The 15012-nt window shown below is 61.3% G+C and carries 13 protein-coding genes; 10 read left to right on the forward strand and 3 right to left on the reverse strand.

Annotated elements, in window-relative coordinates:
- Positions 1–72: 72 nt before the first annotated feature.
- Complete coding sequence (locus ACILSE_RS11695) at positions 73–2763, reverse strand: valine--tRNA ligase (protein WP_395717575.1); 2691 nt, start codon at positions 2761–2763, stop codon at positions 73–75.
- A 68-nt stretch (positions 2764–2831) separates the two neighbouring features.
- Here ACILSE_RS11695 and ACILSE_RS11700 point away from each other — a divergent pair, with 68 nt between their 5' ends.
- Entirely contained in the window at positions 2832–3734 is a 903-nt protein-coding gene (locus tag ACILSE_RS11700; RefSeq protein WP_395717576.1) for a hypothetical protein, read from the forward strand.
- Positions 3731–4444, forward strand: coding sequence for an NAD-dependent deacylase (locus ACILSE_RS11705; RefSeq protein WP_395717577.1), 714 nt, complete (start codon positions 3731–3733; stop codon positions 4442–4444). The genes ACILSE_RS11700 and ACILSE_RS11705 overlap by 4 nt, the downstream gene beginning before the upstream one ends.
- A 54-nt stretch (positions 4445–4498) precedes the next feature.
- Here the strand turns inward: ACILSE_RS11705 and ACILSE_RS11710 are convergent, their stop codons facing one another.
- Positions 4499–5179 carry a hypothetical protein gene (locus ACILSE_RS11710; RefSeq protein ID WP_395717578.1) on the reverse strand — a complete coding sequence of 227 codons (681 nt, stop codon included), beginning with the start codon at positions 5177–5179 and terminating at the stop codon, positions 4499–4501.
- Between the two features lie 165 nt (positions 5180–5344).
- Between ACILSE_RS11710 and rph the strand changes: the two genes are divergently transcribed.
- The 5 genes from rph to ACILSE_RS11735 all read left to right on the forward strand — a co-directional run bounded on the left by rph (position 5345) and on the right by ACILSE_RS11735 (position 9795).
- Positions 5345–6130, forward strand: coding sequence for a ribonuclease PH (rph, locus tag ACILSE_RS11715; RefSeq protein ID WP_395717579.1), 786 nt, complete (start codon positions 5345–5347; stop codon positions 6128–6130).
- 147 nt (positions 6131–6277) lie between these two features.
- Positions 6278–7213, forward strand: a complete 936-nt coding sequence (locus tag ACILSE_RS11720; protein ID WP_395717580.1) for a histone deacetylase — start codon at positions 6278–6280, stop codon at positions 7211–7213.
- 102 nt (positions 7214–7315) lie between these two features.
- A complete protein-coding gene (locus ACILSE_RS11725; RefSeq protein ID WP_395717581.1) occupies positions 7316–8320 on the forward strand; it encodes an AAA family ATPase in 1005 nt (334 codons plus the stop codon).
- Positions 8321–8441: 121 nt separating this feature from the next.
- The gene (locus ACILSE_RS11730; RefSeq protein ID WP_395717582.1) at positions 8442–8900 is read left to right on the forward strand and encodes a four helix bundle protein; all 459 of its coding nucleotides are present in this window, start codon (positions 8442–8444) and stop codon (positions 8898–8900) included.
- 43 nt (positions 8901–8943) lie between these two features.
- The gene (locus ACILSE_RS11735; RefSeq protein WP_395717583.1) at positions 8944–9795 is read left to right on the forward strand and encodes a DUF58 domain-containing protein; all 852 of its coding nucleotides are present in this window, start codon (positions 8944–8946) and stop codon (positions 9793–9795) included.
- Here ACILSE_RS11735 and ACILSE_RS11740 read toward each other — a convergent pair.
- Complete coding sequence (locus ACILSE_RS11740; protein WP_395717584.1) at positions 9764–10054, reverse strand: hypothetical protein; 291 nt, start codon at positions 10052–10054, stop codon at positions 9764–9766. The genes ACILSE_RS11735 and ACILSE_RS11740 overlap by 32 nt on opposite strands.
- 344 nt (positions 10055–10398) lie before the next feature.
- Here ACILSE_RS11740 and ACILSE_RS11745 point away from each other — a divergent pair, with 344 nt between their 5' ends.
- The 3 genes from ACILSE_RS11745 to ACILSE_RS11755 are packed head-to-tail and all read left to right on the forward strand — an operon-like array spanning position 10399 to position 15004.
- Positions 10399–10854, forward strand: a complete 456-nt coding sequence (locus ACILSE_RS11745) for a hypothetical protein (protein ID WP_395717585.1) — start codon at positions 10399–10401, stop codon at positions 10852–10854.
- The gene (locus tag ACILSE_RS11750) at positions 10851–12821 is read left to right on the forward strand and encodes a BatA domain-containing protein (RefSeq protein WP_395717586.1); all 1971 of its coding nucleotides are present in this window, start codon (positions 10851–10853) and stop codon (positions 12819–12821) included. Before ACILSE_RS11745 ends, ACILSE_RS11750 begins: the two co-directional genes overlap by 4 nt.
- Positions 12821–15004, forward strand: a complete 2184-nt coding sequence (locus ACILSE_RS11755) for a hypothetical protein (protein WP_395717587.1) — start codon at positions 12821–12823, stop codon at positions 15002–15004. The genes ACILSE_RS11750 and ACILSE_RS11755 overlap by 1 nt, the downstream gene beginning before the upstream one ends.
- Positions 15005–15012: the final 8 nt, after the last annotated feature.

Here is a 15012-nt window from a genome sequence, read left to right on the forward strand (position 1 = left end):
TGCGCGGGAATGCAAGGAAGCTGTGGGCACAAAAACGCCCGCTCTAAGCAGGCAGGCGCTCTCCCACCTGCTTCAGCTCATGGCTTTCATCATCTCTTCGAGCTTTGCCTTCTTCTCGATCCAGTCGGTCTCGCGTTGCTTGTGCTCATCAAGAACCTTCTGCGGCACCTTGGAGGTGAAGTTGGTGTCGGCCAGCTTGGCGCGGACTTTTTCGAGTTCGCTGTCCACTTTGGCAAGTTCCTTGCCGATGCGCGCACGTTCGGCCTCGACATCGATCAAACCGTCGAGCGGCAGGAAGATCGTTCCGAGCGGCGTCAGAGCCGCTGGAGTGCCTTTTTTCGGCTGGAAGGCCGCATCGACCTCCAGTGGCTCCGCATTGAGAAGGATGCGCAGGACCTCGATTTCGTGCGCAGGCAGCTCGGAGGCTGGTTTGAGCACGAAACGCACCTTCTTGTTGATGTTGAAGGTGCTCTTCAATCCGCGGCCAAGCTCCACAGCCTTGTATTTGTCGTTCGCGGCCTGCTCGTCTTCGGGAAGGATGCCGAAGTGGGCGAGTTCGTCCGCGTCGAGCGGCTTCGGCCAAACGGCGAACATGATGCTCTTGCCGCCTTGGTTGTCGGGAAGGTCGGCGTTGAAGCCCATGCCGTGCCACAGCTCCTCGGTGATGAAGGGCATGAAGGGATGGAACAGGCGCAGCGTGTGACCGAGCACGAAGTCGATGACGGCGAGGGTGTTTGCTTTGCGCTTCTCATCGCTGCCTTGGAGCACGGCTTTGCTGGCCTCGATGTACCAGTCGCAGTACTCGCTCCAGAAGAAGCGGTAGAGCGTCGCGGTAGCGTCGCTGAAGCGGTATTCTTCCAAAGCGGTGCTGACTTCGGCGATGGCGGTGTTGAGGCGCAGGAGGATCCATTTGTCGTCGCTGCTGAGCAGGGCGGCGCTGATCTCGGTCTCGACCTCGCCGCCTTGCATCTGGCGGAAGCGGGCGGCGTTCCAGAGCTTGGTGCAGAAGTTGCGGCCGAGTTCGACGTTCTTTTCGTCGAAGCAGATGTCCTGACCCAGCGGCGCACTGCGCATGATGCCGAAGCGCAACGCATCCGCGCTGTAGCTCGCGATCAGCTCCAGCGGATCGGGCGAATTGCCGAGCGATTTGGACATTTTGCGTCCCTGCTTGTCGCGGATGATGCCGGTGAAATAGACGTTCTTGAACGGCAGCTCGCCCATCCACTCGAAGCCCGCCATGATCATGCGGGCGACCCAGAAGAAGATGATGTCCGGCCCCGTGACGAGATCGGTTGTGGGGTAGAAGGCCTTCAACGTGGAGGTCTTCTCCGGCCATCCCATCGTGGCAAACGGCCACAGCCAGGAGCTGAACCAGGTGTCGAGGACGTCGGGGTCTTGTTCCCAGTTTTCGGGATCGGCCGGAGGTTCGACGCCGCAGTAGATGTCGGACGAGTCAGACGCGTCGGACTTGTCGGACCCTTTGCGATACCACACCGGAATCCGATGCCCCCACCACACCTGGCGGCTGATGCACCAGTCCTGCAGGCCAGTCATCCAGTGGTCATAGACCTTCGCCCAGCGGTCGGGGTGGAATTTCATCTCGCCATTGGCCACGACGGCCTGGCTTTCCTTCACGCTCGGGTATTTGAGGAACCACTGCTCGCTCAAGCGGCTCTCGATGGGCACGTCGGCACGCTCGGAGTAGCCGAGGTTGTTCTGATAGGGCTCCTCTTTGACGAGGCTCCCAATCTCCGCGAGCAGCTCGGCGGCCCGTTTGCGGGCGGCGAAGCGCTCCATGCCAGCGAGGTCCTTGCCAGCGAGTTCGTTGAGCACGCCGTTCGGATGCATGACATCGACGGCAGGCAGGTTGTGACGCTGCGCGATCTCGAAGTCGGCCTTGTCATGCGCGGGCGTGACCTTCAACACGCCGGTGCCGAAAGTGAAATCAACGTGCTCATCGGCGATGATCGGCAGCAGCGCCTGATCTTCGACCGGCAGCGGACGGCGGACGTGTTTGCCGATGAGATGCGCATAGCGTTCATCCTTCGGATTCACGGCGATGGCTTGGTCGCCCGGGATGACTTCGGGACGCGTGGTGGCGATGGTGAGCCAGGTGCCGGGTTCCTCGACAACTTCGACTTTGAAGTGATACATGATGGCGTTTTGCGCCTTCATGACGACCTCCTCATCGCTGAGCGCGGTCAGGGAGGACGGGCACCAGTTCACCATGCGCTTGCCACGGTAGATGAGGCCCTTTTTGTAGAGATCGACAAACACGCGCATGACGCAGGAGTTGTAGTCGTCGTCAAAGGTGAAGCGCTCGCGGCTCCAGTCGCAGGAGGCGCCGAGTTTCTTGAGCTGCTCGATGATGATGCCGCCGTGCTTTTCCTTCCACTCCCAGATCTTCGCCACGAGGCCTTCGCGGCCCAGATCGTCGCGGTGCTTGATGACACCCTGCTTTTTCAGCGTCTTCTCGACGACGTTTTGCGTGGCGATGCCGGCGTGGTCGGTGCCGGGCAGCCAGAGCACTTCTTTCCCCAACATGCGGGCGCGGCGGGCGAGGATGTCCTGGATGGTGTTATTCAGCACATGGCCGAGCGTGAGGATGCCCGTGACGTTCGGCGGCGGGATGACGATGGAGTAAGCCGGGCGCTTCTCGCTCACACGAGCGGGATCGGCTTCAAAGCATTTGTCATCCAGCCAGCGCTGATACCAGCGGGCTTCGACGTCGGCTGGCGTGTAGGTCTTCTCGAGTTCGGGCATAAAAGGGGCGCGAAGATGGGGGAAAGCGGGCGCTTTGCAAACGCTGAGGCGTCTCTAACATGCGGCGCATGAGCAACGTCCCGTCCCATGACACGGCTCCGCGTGGAGGCGGCCTCCGCCACGGCCTGATGCTCGCGGTTTCGCTCGCTTTCCTCTGCACCATGGGCCTCGTGCTTCCGCATGGCGACAGCGGCGACGCTTTCCGCGAGTGGCTCATTCGTCACCCGGGTTTCCGGCCGCTGCTCGGCGGCTTGTGGGGCATCGTGGTCGTGGAGGGTCTGGCCGGGCTTTTTTCCAGCGCGGACACCTGGAAGGGCCGGCTGCGGCGCTTCCTGCTCACGGCGCTCGTGCCGCCGCTGCGGATGGTGACCGCCAGCAGCAAGCCACTCGGCTGGTTCTGGCTGCCAGGAGCCGGGTGGAGGCCCGCAGGCGAGGAGATGTCGGAAAAACTCGAGCAAAAACTCGCGCTGCCGATGGTCATCCTCACGCTGCTCGTGCTGCCCGTGCTCGGCGCGGAACTGACCGGCGGCGAGACGCTGGAAAATCACCCGCACATGGCGCTGGCCACGCACCTGACCACCTGCGTGATCTGGATCGGCTTCACGGTCGAGTTTTTGTGGATGGTGACCGCCGCGCCGAACAAGCTGGCCTACTGCCTCCAGAACTGGATCAACCTCGTCATCATCCTGCTGCCGCTCGCGGCCTTCCTGCGTGTGCTTACCGCGTTCCGCCTCGCGCGCATGATCCGCGCCGGCAAACTGCTGCGCGCCTACCGCCTCCGCGGCCTTTGGTCGCGCCTCTGGCGGCTGGCGCTGCTCTTCAACCTCGTCGAGCGGCTGCATAAACGCGATCCCGCGAAATACTGCGCCGCCTTGGAGCAGAAGATCAACGATCTCGAGGAGCAACTGACCGAAGCACGCGCCAAGCTGGATGCCGCGCGCGAAAAAATCACACAGCCACCCTCCGCATGATCCAACCGGACGCCAGCATTGTCATCCTGACCGGAGCCGGCATGTCCGCCGAATCCGGCGTGCCCACCTTCCGCGGGGTGGACGGCTTGTGGGAGGGCCACCGCATCGAAGACGTGGCATCACCCGGAGGCTTCGCCCGCGATCCCGACCTCGTTCATCGCTTTTACAACCTGCGTCGTGCCGCGTTGAACCACGTGGAGCCAAACGCCGGTCATCTGGCGCTCGCCAGGCTCGAAAGCGAATGGCGCGGCCGTTTCCTGCTCGTCACGCAGAACGTGGATGACCTGCACGAACGTGCGGGCAGCGAAAAGCTCATCCACATGCACGGCGAACTGCGCAAAGCCCGCTGCGAAGGCTGCGGCGCGGTCATGTCATGGACGCAAGACCTCGCCTCCGGCACGCGCTGCCGTGCCTGCGGTGAGATCGGCGGCATGCGTCCGCACATCGTGTGGTTCGGCGAGTTTCCGTTCGAAATGGACGTGATCCTCGCCGCGCTGAAACGGGCAGACCTCTTTCTCTGCATCGGCACCTCCGGCGTCGTCTATCCTGCCGCCGGCTTCGCTCAAATCGCCGCCGAACGGCCGAATTGTCACCTCATCGAGATGAATCTCGAATCCACGGCCATCTCCCGCCAGTTTCACGAGCACATCGTCGGCCCTGCGGCCATCGAACTGCCGAAGCTGGTGGAACGTCTGCTCGCGAAAAGGTAGGGAGCTTGGTCCTCCAAGCGCCGTGGTCTTTCGTTCCCGATGCCCGCATACGGCTCACTGCCCCAGGCTCAAATACTCGCGCACCGTGTGGTTCATCGCCCGCCTTGCCGGCGGGAAGCTCTCCGCCACTTTTTCAAACGTCTCCTCCAGCGCGAATTCCTCCGCCAGCACATGCTTGCGGGCGGAATCGAGGTGGCTCACCACCACCTGCTCGTAGTAATCCACATCCGGCGCGCCTCGACGCTCGGCCCGACGATGCAAGAAGTCGGGATACAGGCAGGTCAGCACGAGGAACTGGTTCGCGCACTGCACATGCAGGAAGAACTTGTGATGCCGGCTCGCATTCTCGATCGCCTCCAGGTAATCGACGCTGTAGAGGCTGTCGATGCTGTGGTTGATCTCCTCCGGCCCCTTGGTCGGCGTGCAGCCGAAGTCCGCGCACACCACCGCCATGTAGTCCGCCACCGCGATCTCCGTGATGCCAAACTCCTTCAGCGAATGCCGCACCACGATGAAGAAAAACAGCTCGGGCGAGAGCAGCGCCGCTTTGCGGGAGATGATGGCGGCATCGAAGAGCTTGTCATTGTCGAGAATGATCGGCACCGCGTCGGGATCGTCGATCATCGCATTGAAGCCTTCTCGTCCGCGCTCGTCGTGGGCCAGTGTGTCGCGGATAAAATTCCAGTCCGTCGGGGTGAAACGGAACCAGCAGCCAGGGCGTGGGAAGCGCGTCATGGTGATCAATTGGGTGCTGTCAGCGGTAACAAGCATATCAAATGCCAGTTAAGTTTGTCATTTGGAAAAGAGCCTGCTCGCGATGTTCAATCACGTTCATCCGGCGCTTTGTAAGCTCCCGCACAAATTTGTTTGGCCCCTCCGCGCTCCGTGCTAAGCACGCCCATGCCCAGAACCGACGGCCGCAACCCCGACCAGCTACGCAAAATCGAATACGTCCTCGACGTCGCCCCGCACGCCGCGGGTTCCGTCCTCATCGCCTTTGGCAACACCCGCGTCATCTGCACTGCGTGCATCAACGAGGAAGTTCCGCGCTGGATGAAGGTTCAAAATGTCAAAGGCGGCTGGCTCACCGCCGAATACTCGATGCTTCCGTATTCCACGCTCGAGCGCAAAGAGCGTGAAAGCTCCCGTGGCAAGCCCGACGGACGCAGCACCGAGATCCAACGCCTCATCGGCCGCAGTCTGCGTGCCGTCGTTGATCTCGAACTCCTCGGCGCCCGCACGCTCTGCGTCGATTGCGACGTGCTTCAGGCCGACGGCGGCACCCGCACCGCCGCGATCACCGGCGCCTGCATCGCTGTCTCCATCGCCTTCAATCGTCTCCTTGAAAAAGGCAAGATCACCCGCCAGCCGCTCGAGAAAAAGATCGCCGCCGTCAGCGTCGGCATCCTCAAAGGCGAAACGCTGCTCGACCTCTGCTACACCGAAGACGCCGCCGCCGATGTGGACAGCAACATCGTGCTCACCGAGCACGGCGAATTCGTCGAAATCCAAGGCAGCGGTGAAGAATCCACCTTCACCGAGGCGCAGCTCCACTCCATGCTCGAATACGGCCGCAAAGGCATCAAAGAGCTCGTCGCCATCCAGGACGAGGCCATCAACAGTGCCATGAAGCCCGCCGAAGGCAACGACCTGAAGAAACTCGCCGACTTCTTCGCGAAACGATGACAAGGGCACAACAGGGCGGCTTACCATGAAGCCAAATTGAATTGGCAAACCAGGCCTCTTTTGAACAGGAGATAACAGAGGAAACGAAGATCAGAAAATCCTCCGTTAACTCCGTTATCTTTTGTTCAAATTCCGGGTTCATGTCATATGACGGCACTTCTTCTCGATCCCATCTACCAGCAGCACGACACCGGCCCCGGACACCCGGAAAGCATCCAGCGTCACGTCGCGATCACGCAGGCGCTCACCGACGCCGGCATTGTCGCCAAAACGCAGCCCATCACGCCGCGTGCGGCCACGCTCGATGAAATCGCGCTCTGCCACGACCGCAAATACATCGAGACCGCGAAACACGATATCGAAGCCGGTTTCGACGACCTCAGCACCGGCGACACTTCGATCTGCCCGAAATCATACGATGTGGCGGTTCAAGCCGTCGGCGGCGTCTTGAACGCGGTCGATGCCGTGTTCGCCGGCAAAGCGAAGAACGCCTTCTGTGCCGTGCGACCGCCCGGACATCATGCGCGACCCGCTCAAGGCATGGGCTTCTGCCTCTTCAACAACATCGCCATCGCCGCCCGTCAGGCACAGAAGCAGCATGGCGTGCAGAAGGTCGCCATCGTCGATTGGGACGTGCATCACGGCAACGGCACGCAGGACATCTTTTATGAGGACGGTAGCGTGCTGTTCTTCAGCAGCCATCAGAGCCCTCTCTACCCCTTCACCGGCCACGCGAACGAAACCGGTGTCGGCAAAGGCAAAAACTGCACCATCAACTGCCCCTTCCCTGCCCGCACCGGCATGCAGAACATCCGCGCCGCCTTCACCGACCGCCTCCTGCCCGCCATCGACGCGTTCAAACCGGATCTGATCCTCATCTCCGCCGGTTTCGACTCCCGCATCGAAGATCCCCTCGGCCAGTTCCGCCTCACCGACGACGATTTCGTCACGCTGACCAAGCTCCTGCTCGAATCCGCCAAAAGCCACTGCCAAGGCCGCCTCGTCTCCGTTTTGGAAGGCGGCTACAACCTTCAGGGCCTCGCCAGTGCCGTCACCGCGCACGTTCAGACGCTCCTTGGATAATCAATCCCAATTTTCCAAGGCGTTGACAGTTAATTTACACAGCGCGCACTTGTCAGAGCCTCGGATTTCTGGTGGCATGCGCGTGCATCTCAAAAAATCACCATGTCCAACTCCCCGCTTCCGAAAGATGACGTCGCCGCCATTGATGAGCTTCGCCAAGTGTATGTGAAACTCAGCACCGAGCTGAAAAAGATTATCGTCGGCCAGGACAAAGTCGTCGAACAGCTCGCCATCTGCCTCTTTGCTCGCGGGCACGCCCTGCTCATGGGCGTGCCCGGCCTCGCCAAGACACTGCTCATCTCCCGCCTCGCCGAAACGATGAGCCTGAGCTTCAGCCGTATCCAGTTCACGCCCGATTTGATGCCCATGGACATCACCGGCACCGATATTTTGCAGGAACTGCCCGGCGGCAAACGCGCCTTCGAATTCGCCAAAGGCCCCGTCTTCGCGAACATCGTCCTCGCCGACGAAATCAACCGCGCCCCCGCCAAAACCCAGGCCGCCATGCTCGAAGCCATGCAAGAGCACAAAGTCACCGTCGCCGGCCGCACCTACACGCTCGACAGCCCGTTCTTCGTGCTCGCTACGCAGAACCCCATCGAGCAAGAAGGCACCTATCCGCTCCCCGAAGCCCAGCTCGACCGTTTCATGTTCATGATCGGTGTCGATTACCCCAGCCGCGACGAGGAAATCGCCATCGCCAAAAGCACCACCGGCCAGCGCCTGCCCCAACTCGAGCACATCATGGATGGGGCCAAAGTTTTGGCGTTTCAGGATCTCGTGCGTCGCGTGCCCGTGCCGGATCACATCTACGAATTCGCCGTCGATCTCGCGAGAAAGACACGTCCCGCGAGCAGTGAGGCTCCTGCGTGGCTGAAGCCACTCGTCAGTTGGGGAGCCGGTCCTCGTGCCGTTCAGTATTTGATCCTCGGTGCCAAAGCGCGGGCCGCCCTCAATGGCAGCTATATGGTGCGGCTTGAGGATGTGATGGAAGTCGCGGAGCCGGTGCTGAGGCATCGCGTGATGACGACATTCACAGCGGAGAGCGATGGTGTGAGCAGCAGGGATGTGGCGAAGAGGCTCGTCGAGGAACTGGCGAAGGCGTAGCCGCATTCGTTCGTCCTCGTCCTCCTACTCGAACTCGTCCTCGATCCATCCGCTCCAATCCTCCTCGCGTTCCGAACCGCCCTTCCTATCCCTTCCCAGACCTCGTTCTTCCTCCCTCGCCATGCCCATCACCCTATTCGACCACGAAAAGCTCGATGTTTACCAACTCGAGCTCTCTGTCATCGCGTGGCTCACGGATCTCTTTGAAGAACTTCGCGACATCAAAGGCGCTCGTCTCGCCGAAACTCTCGATCAACTCGACCGCGCCAGTCTTTCCACCCTTCTCAACACCGCCGAAGGCAATGGCAAACGTGTCAGTCAGCTCCGCGCACGGTTTTTCGACGATGCCCGAGGCTCAGCCACCGAGTGCGCAGCTTGTCTTGATGCGCTCGTTGCGAAACGGGCTTGTTTAGCGAAGCGAGTCGAGGAAGGAAAAGCGAGGCTGGCGAGAATCGTGAGCATGCTGACGAAGCTGGTGGATCGGTTCGATGATGTGCCGGGTGTATCGAGAGCCGCAGAATCGAGGACGAGTTCGAGTAGGAGGACGAGGACGAAACTAGGAGGCTACGAACATGGCTGAGAATTCACGATCCTTTTTAGAGCCTGCGGTCCTCAGCCGCCTCATGGCCCTACCCCTCAACGCCCGTCAAGCCATGCTCGGCAGCGTCTCCGGCAAGCATCGCAGTCCCGTTCGCGGCTCCTCCCTCGAATTCGCTCAATACCGCAAATACGTCCCTGGCGACGACACGCGCCGCCTCGACTGGCGAACCTGGGGCCGCAGCGATCGCTTTTACATCAAAGAATTCGAAGCAGACACCAACCTCCGCCTCTGCCTGCTCATCGACACGAGCGGCAGCATGAGCTTCGGCCCCGCCGGAGCCACACGCTTCGACTACGCCAAAAAACTCGCTGGCACGCTCGGCTACCTCGCCGCGCAGCAGGGCGACGCCGTTGGCCTTTGGTCGCTCGCGGAAAAACCCGTCGAAATCCCCGCGAAACGCGGCGCGAGCCATCTCGGCCTCGTTTTGGACCAAATGGGCTCCATCCAGCCCGTTGGTGATACCACGCTGCTCACCGCCCTGCACGACGCCGCCGAAAAAATCCGCCAGCGAGCCCTCGTCGTCATCTTCAGCGACCTTTTTGTCCCTCCCGCCGAGCTCAAAACGGCCATTCAGCACCTCCGCTTCCGCAAGCACGATGTCGCCGTCTTCCACCTGCTCGATCAGAAGGAACTCGACTTCGATTTCGACCGCCCCGCCCGCTTCATCGACCTCGAAGGCGGCGAAGCCCTCCTAGCCGACCCCAGCCTCATTGCCCGCAACTACCGCGAAGCCGTGAAGCAATACATGCACGAAATCGACGACCTAATCCGCACCACCGCCATCGACTACCACCGCGTGAAGCTGCACGAGAAATACGACGACGTGCTCGTGAAGTTCCTCCTCAGCCGCGTGCAGAAGAAAGGAGGCCGGTGATGAGTTCGCTCGACACCATGTTAAAATGGGGCCTACCACTGGCCGTTTGCTTTGCTGCCCTTTTCTGTTTTTTCCCGTGGATCTCGAAGTCTAAAGTTTTGCGTTGGGTATATGCCTTCACGGCTTCGTTGCTGATTGCGCCAGTTAACATGCCAGGTTGTCCAGGTGGCTTCTCGACAGAACCAGCTTGGTCGATCATCGCCGCGTTCTGGTCGTGGGATTTTGTGGACTTGTGTATGGGACTGACTTTGGCGGCCATGTTTCTATCGCTGCCTGTGCTGGCGGTGACGCTTGCTATTCGAGTGATGCTCGGATGGGGTTGCCGCGCATCGTCAACTTCATCGTCTCACAGCCAGTTGACACCATGACCTTCCTCGTCCCAGCGCTTCTCTTTGCCCTGCCGCTCCGCTATTCGCGTCAGCGTCGTGGAGTGCGGCGGCAGAGATGCCGGGGCCTCCCGGCATCGGCGACGCCGCTGTCGAGCGTCTCCAGGCAGTCGAAAGCTCAACCAGCCAACGACAGCGGTGTCGCCGGGGTAAGACTGGGCCTTGTCCCTCTGCCACAGCACTCCACGACGCTGACGAGAGAGAAAGGAGGCCGGTGATGCTAAAACAAGTTTTACGGCGCAACAGGGAGTTTCGACAATCATCCAAAGGCAGATTTTCCATCCTGGAGTTAGGCATCTGCCTTGGCTACTTCTACCTTGGCTACTTTGAAGTCACAACAGCCTGGGACAACCCTCGCCATGTGGGTTGGATTGAAGGCGGCTCAATTTATATGCTGGGAGCCGTCCTGTGCGCCATAATGGTATGGCACAGAAGAAAAACTTCAGGGAGCGCTCTGCTTTATATTCTTCTTCTACCGCAATTAGCACAAGTAACCCAAGGTGGCTTGGCTTGGGCATCTGGAAACGAAAATGCTCCCTGGCCTACCGCTAATAGCCTTCTTCTGGTTTTCGTTTTGGCGTTGATCGCTTGGGAATGGCGCTCCACACGCAAGTTTACGGCCGAGGAATCGCTAGTTGAGGAAAAACTCTTCGAACCAAACGATTCACTATGACCTTCCTCGTCCCAGCGCTGCTCTTTGCCCTGCCGCTCGCGGCGTTGCCGGTGGTCATTCATTTGATCCACCTGTATCGGCGGCGGCAGGTGAAGTGGGCGGCGATGATGTTTCTGAGGATGGCGCAGCGGATGAACAAGGGATTGTCGCGGCTGCGGCAGGTTTTGATTCTCGCGTTTCGCGTGCTGGCGGTGGCGGCGATCTTGTTTGTGATCACGCGGCCGATGGCGGGCGGTTTGCTCGGGCTGACGGGCGGTGTGCCGGACACGGTGATCGTGCTGCTGGACCGTTCGGCGAGCATGGAGCAGCAAAACCTCTCCACCGGCACCAGTAAGCGCACGGCGGGCCTCGCGAAGCTTTCGCAGGCGCTCCGCGACACCGTGGGCACGCGCTCGAAGCTCGTGCTCATCGAGAACGCGCATCTTCAGCCGCAGGCGCTGGAAAAGCCGGAATCACTGACCGATCTGCCGATCACCGGCCCCACGGACACGAGCGCGGACGTGCCCGCGCTGCTACAAAGCGCCCTCGACTACATCGCCACGAATCAAACCGGCCGCACCGACGTGTGGGTGCTCAGCGACCTGCGTCAAAGCGATTGGGATGCCGGCGGCGGACGCTGGCAGGCCCTGCGCAGCGGCTTCGCCAGCCTCAAAGGCGTGCGCTTTCATCTCTTGACCTACGCACAGTCCGCCGCGCAGAATTTGAGCATCGCCGTCGAGCGCGTCACGCGACGCGAAACGGCCGAAAAAGCCGAACTGCTGCTCGATGTCCGCGTCACGCGGGCGGATTCGGCCAAGGAGCCGCTCGAACTGCCGCTGCGCTTCGTCGTGGGCGATGTCAGCACGACCTTCAAAGCCGAGATGAAGGACTCGCAGTTCGTGTTGCAGGCGCACGCCATCCCCATCGCCAAAACGATGAAGCAGGGCCATGGCCGCGTCGAATTGCCCGCCGATGCCGCGCCGAGCGACAACGTCTTCCACTTCGTCTTCGCCGAGCCGCCCGTGCTGCGCAGCGTGATCGTCAGCGACGACGAGGCCACCTTCACACCGCTGCAGGCCGCGCTCGAAGCCGCCGCTGATCCCACACGCAAATACGCCTGCACCGTGCTGCCGCCCTCGCGTGCCGCCGAGATCGCGTGGGACGACACCGCGCTCATCGTGTGGCACGCGCCGCTGCCGAAGGAGGGCGATCTCATCGCCAAACAGCTCGCGAATGCGCGATGCGTGCTGTTTTTGCCGCCGGAGTCGCCGGACGCAAATGCCTTCGCCGGTCTGCAATGGGGAGCCTGGAGCGGCGACAGCAAACCGGCCGCCGTGAGCTGGTGGCGCAACGACGCCGGCCTGCTCGCGAACACCCGCAGCGGCACCGCGCTGCCACTCGGCGATCTCGAAGTGCAGCGCCGCTGCGACATCCTCGGCGAAGGCACGCCACTCGCACGTCTCGGCGAAAACCAGCTGCTGCTCATGCGCGCAAACACCACCGGCGAAAACCAAATCTGGTTCCTCGGCACCCTTCCCGGCTCTGGAGCGTCCACTTTGGCCCGCGATGGCGTCGTGATGTTCGCGATGCTTCATCGTGCCCTTCAAGACGGCTCCAAAGGCCTCGGCAAAGCTCAACAGCGTGAAGCCGGAGTCAATGCGCTCGGTACCGGTGAATGGAAAAGACGCGGCGAGGCCGTTTTGAGCACCGAAATGCCTCTGCGAGCCGGAATCGCCGAAAGCGGCGAAAAGCTCGTCGCGCTGAATCGGCCACTGCGGGAGGATGCGCCGGATTTCCTCGGCAAAACGGCTCTCGGAGAGCTTTTCGCCGGACTCGATCACCAAATCATCGAAGACCGCGTTGAAGACGAAAGCAGCCTCGCGAGCGAAGTGTGGCGCACCTTCCTGTTCCTGATGGCGATTGCGCTTCTTGGTGAGGCGCTGCTGTGCATGCCGGCGAAGCGTGAAGTTCAAACCGTGAATCCTTGATGCAGCCCACCACCAGCCAACTCGTCTTCAACCCGACTCCGACCGCGTTCGCCGTCGGTGTGGCGTTTGTCGTGGCGGTGGCGGGACTGGCGTTCATGGCCTGGCGTCGAAGCGGGTGGCGACCAATCATGGGATGGCTGGAGTTGCTGCGGGTGATCATCGCGGTCGGCATTGCGATCACGCTGCTGCAGCCGGAGTGGCTGGAGACCTTCAAGCCGCAGACGAGGCCGGTTTTGGCCGTGCTGGCAGACGTTTCGGGCTCGATGAGCACGAAGGATGTGATTCGCGGTCAGGAAGCGATCGCACGCGAGGAACTCGTAAAGCCGCTGATCGACGAAAAACTCTGGTCGAAGCTCAAAGAGCGCATGGATGTGGTCATCGAACCCTTTTCGCCTGCCACCACCGATGGCACGGACATTCACACGGCCCTGCTCGGCGTGCTGGAGAAGCAGCCGAACCTCAAATCGGTCGTTTTGATCAGCGATGGCGATTGGAATCTCGGCCAGCCGCCTTCCCAGGCCGCCACGCGGCTGCGCATGCGTGAGGTGCCGGTGTTTGCGGTGCCCGTCGGCGCGGAGACACGGCTGCCGGATGTCGAATTGAGCAGCTTCGACGTGCCGACCTTCGCCGTGGCGGGGAAACCGCTGCGCATTCCCTTCGTCATCGACAGCTCGTTGCCGCGTGACGAGGTCGTCGTGCTCGAAATGAAATCGACGAGCGGCGAGATCATCACGAAGGAAGTCACACTGCCTGCGATGAGCCGTTATCAGGATGCCATCGCATGGAAACCGGAGAAACCGGGCGACGTGAAGCTCACGCTGACGATCCCGAAGACGCCTAATGAGCGCTATCCCGAAAACAACACGCAGGAAGCGCCGCTCAGCGTGCGCAAGGAGCAGCTCAAGGTGCTCGTGATCGAATCCTTCCCTCGCTGGGAGTATCGTTACCTTCGCAATGCGCTCGAACGCGATCCCGGCGTGGAGGTGAACTGCCTGCTGCTGCATCCCGGTCTCGGCAAAATGGCAGCGGGCCGTGGCTACCTCGACAAGTTCCCGAAGGACGAGGAATTGACGAAGTTCGACGTGATCTTCCTCGGCGATGTCGGCGTGCAGAAAGGACAACTCACCGCGGAACACTGCACCGCGCTGCAAAAGCTCGTGCGTGACCAAGCAGGCGGCCTCGTCTTCATGCCCGGCTTCCACGGCTTCCAGGCGTCACTGCAAGAAACGCCTCTCGCCGATTTGCTGCCGGTGATTTGGGATGCCGCGCAGCCGCGCGGCTGGGGATCGAGCTCGCCGGGCAAGTTCGCGCTCACCGAGGCCGGCATGCGCAGCCTTTTGACCAAGCTCGAAGACACCGACGAGGCAAGCGCCCGTGTGTGGAGCACGCTGCCGGGCTTTCAGTGGTATGCGCCCGCCTTGCGAGCGAAAGCAGGCAGCGAGGTGCTCGCCACGCATGGCAGCGAGTCGAATCAATACGGCCGCCTGCCGTTGATCGTCACGAAGACCTACGGCGCGGGCAAAATCCTCTTCATGGGCACCGATGGCGCGTGGCGCTGGCGCAAAGGCGTGGAGGACAAGTATCACTACCGCTTCTGGGGCCAGGTGGTGCGCTGGATGGCCTACCAGCGCAACATGAGCAGCGGCGACAAGATGCGCCTCTTTTACTCGCCGGATCGCCCCCGCACCGGAGATGTGCTCACGCTGAATGCCAACGTCATGAGCCTCACTGGCGAACCGCTGCGCGAGGGCGCGGTCATCGCGCAAATCGAAGCGCCGAGCGGCAAGGTATCGAGCTTGCGGCTGCTACCGGCTGGAGAAGAAGCCTGGGGCCTGTTCAATGGCACTTTCACGCCCAACGAGCCTGGCGAGCATCGCGTGATGCTGAGCTGCGCGGAAGCGGGATCGAGTTTGGAGACGAAAATCTCAATTCAAGGCACCAGCCGCGAAAAACGCGGCCAGCCAGCACGGATCGACGTGCTGCGTGAGATCGCCCAGTTCACCAAAGGAGAAGTTTTGGACGCGACGAAGCCGCAAAGCATCGTCGATGCCATCGCTGCGATTCCCGAAGCCGCTTTTCAAGAACGCCGCCTGCCGCTGTGGGCGCATCCGGCATGGGCGGGGCTGCTGGTGGTGCTGTTGGGTGTGTTTTGGGTGGGACGGAAAGCGGCTGGCGTGTTTTGATGCTCAAA

Origin of the sequence: Prosthecobacter sp. (assembly GCF_044236155.1) — a bacterium.
Lineage (GTDB): Bacteria > Verrucomicrobiota > Verrucomicrobiia > Verrucomicrobiales > Verrucomicrobiaceae > Prosthecobacter.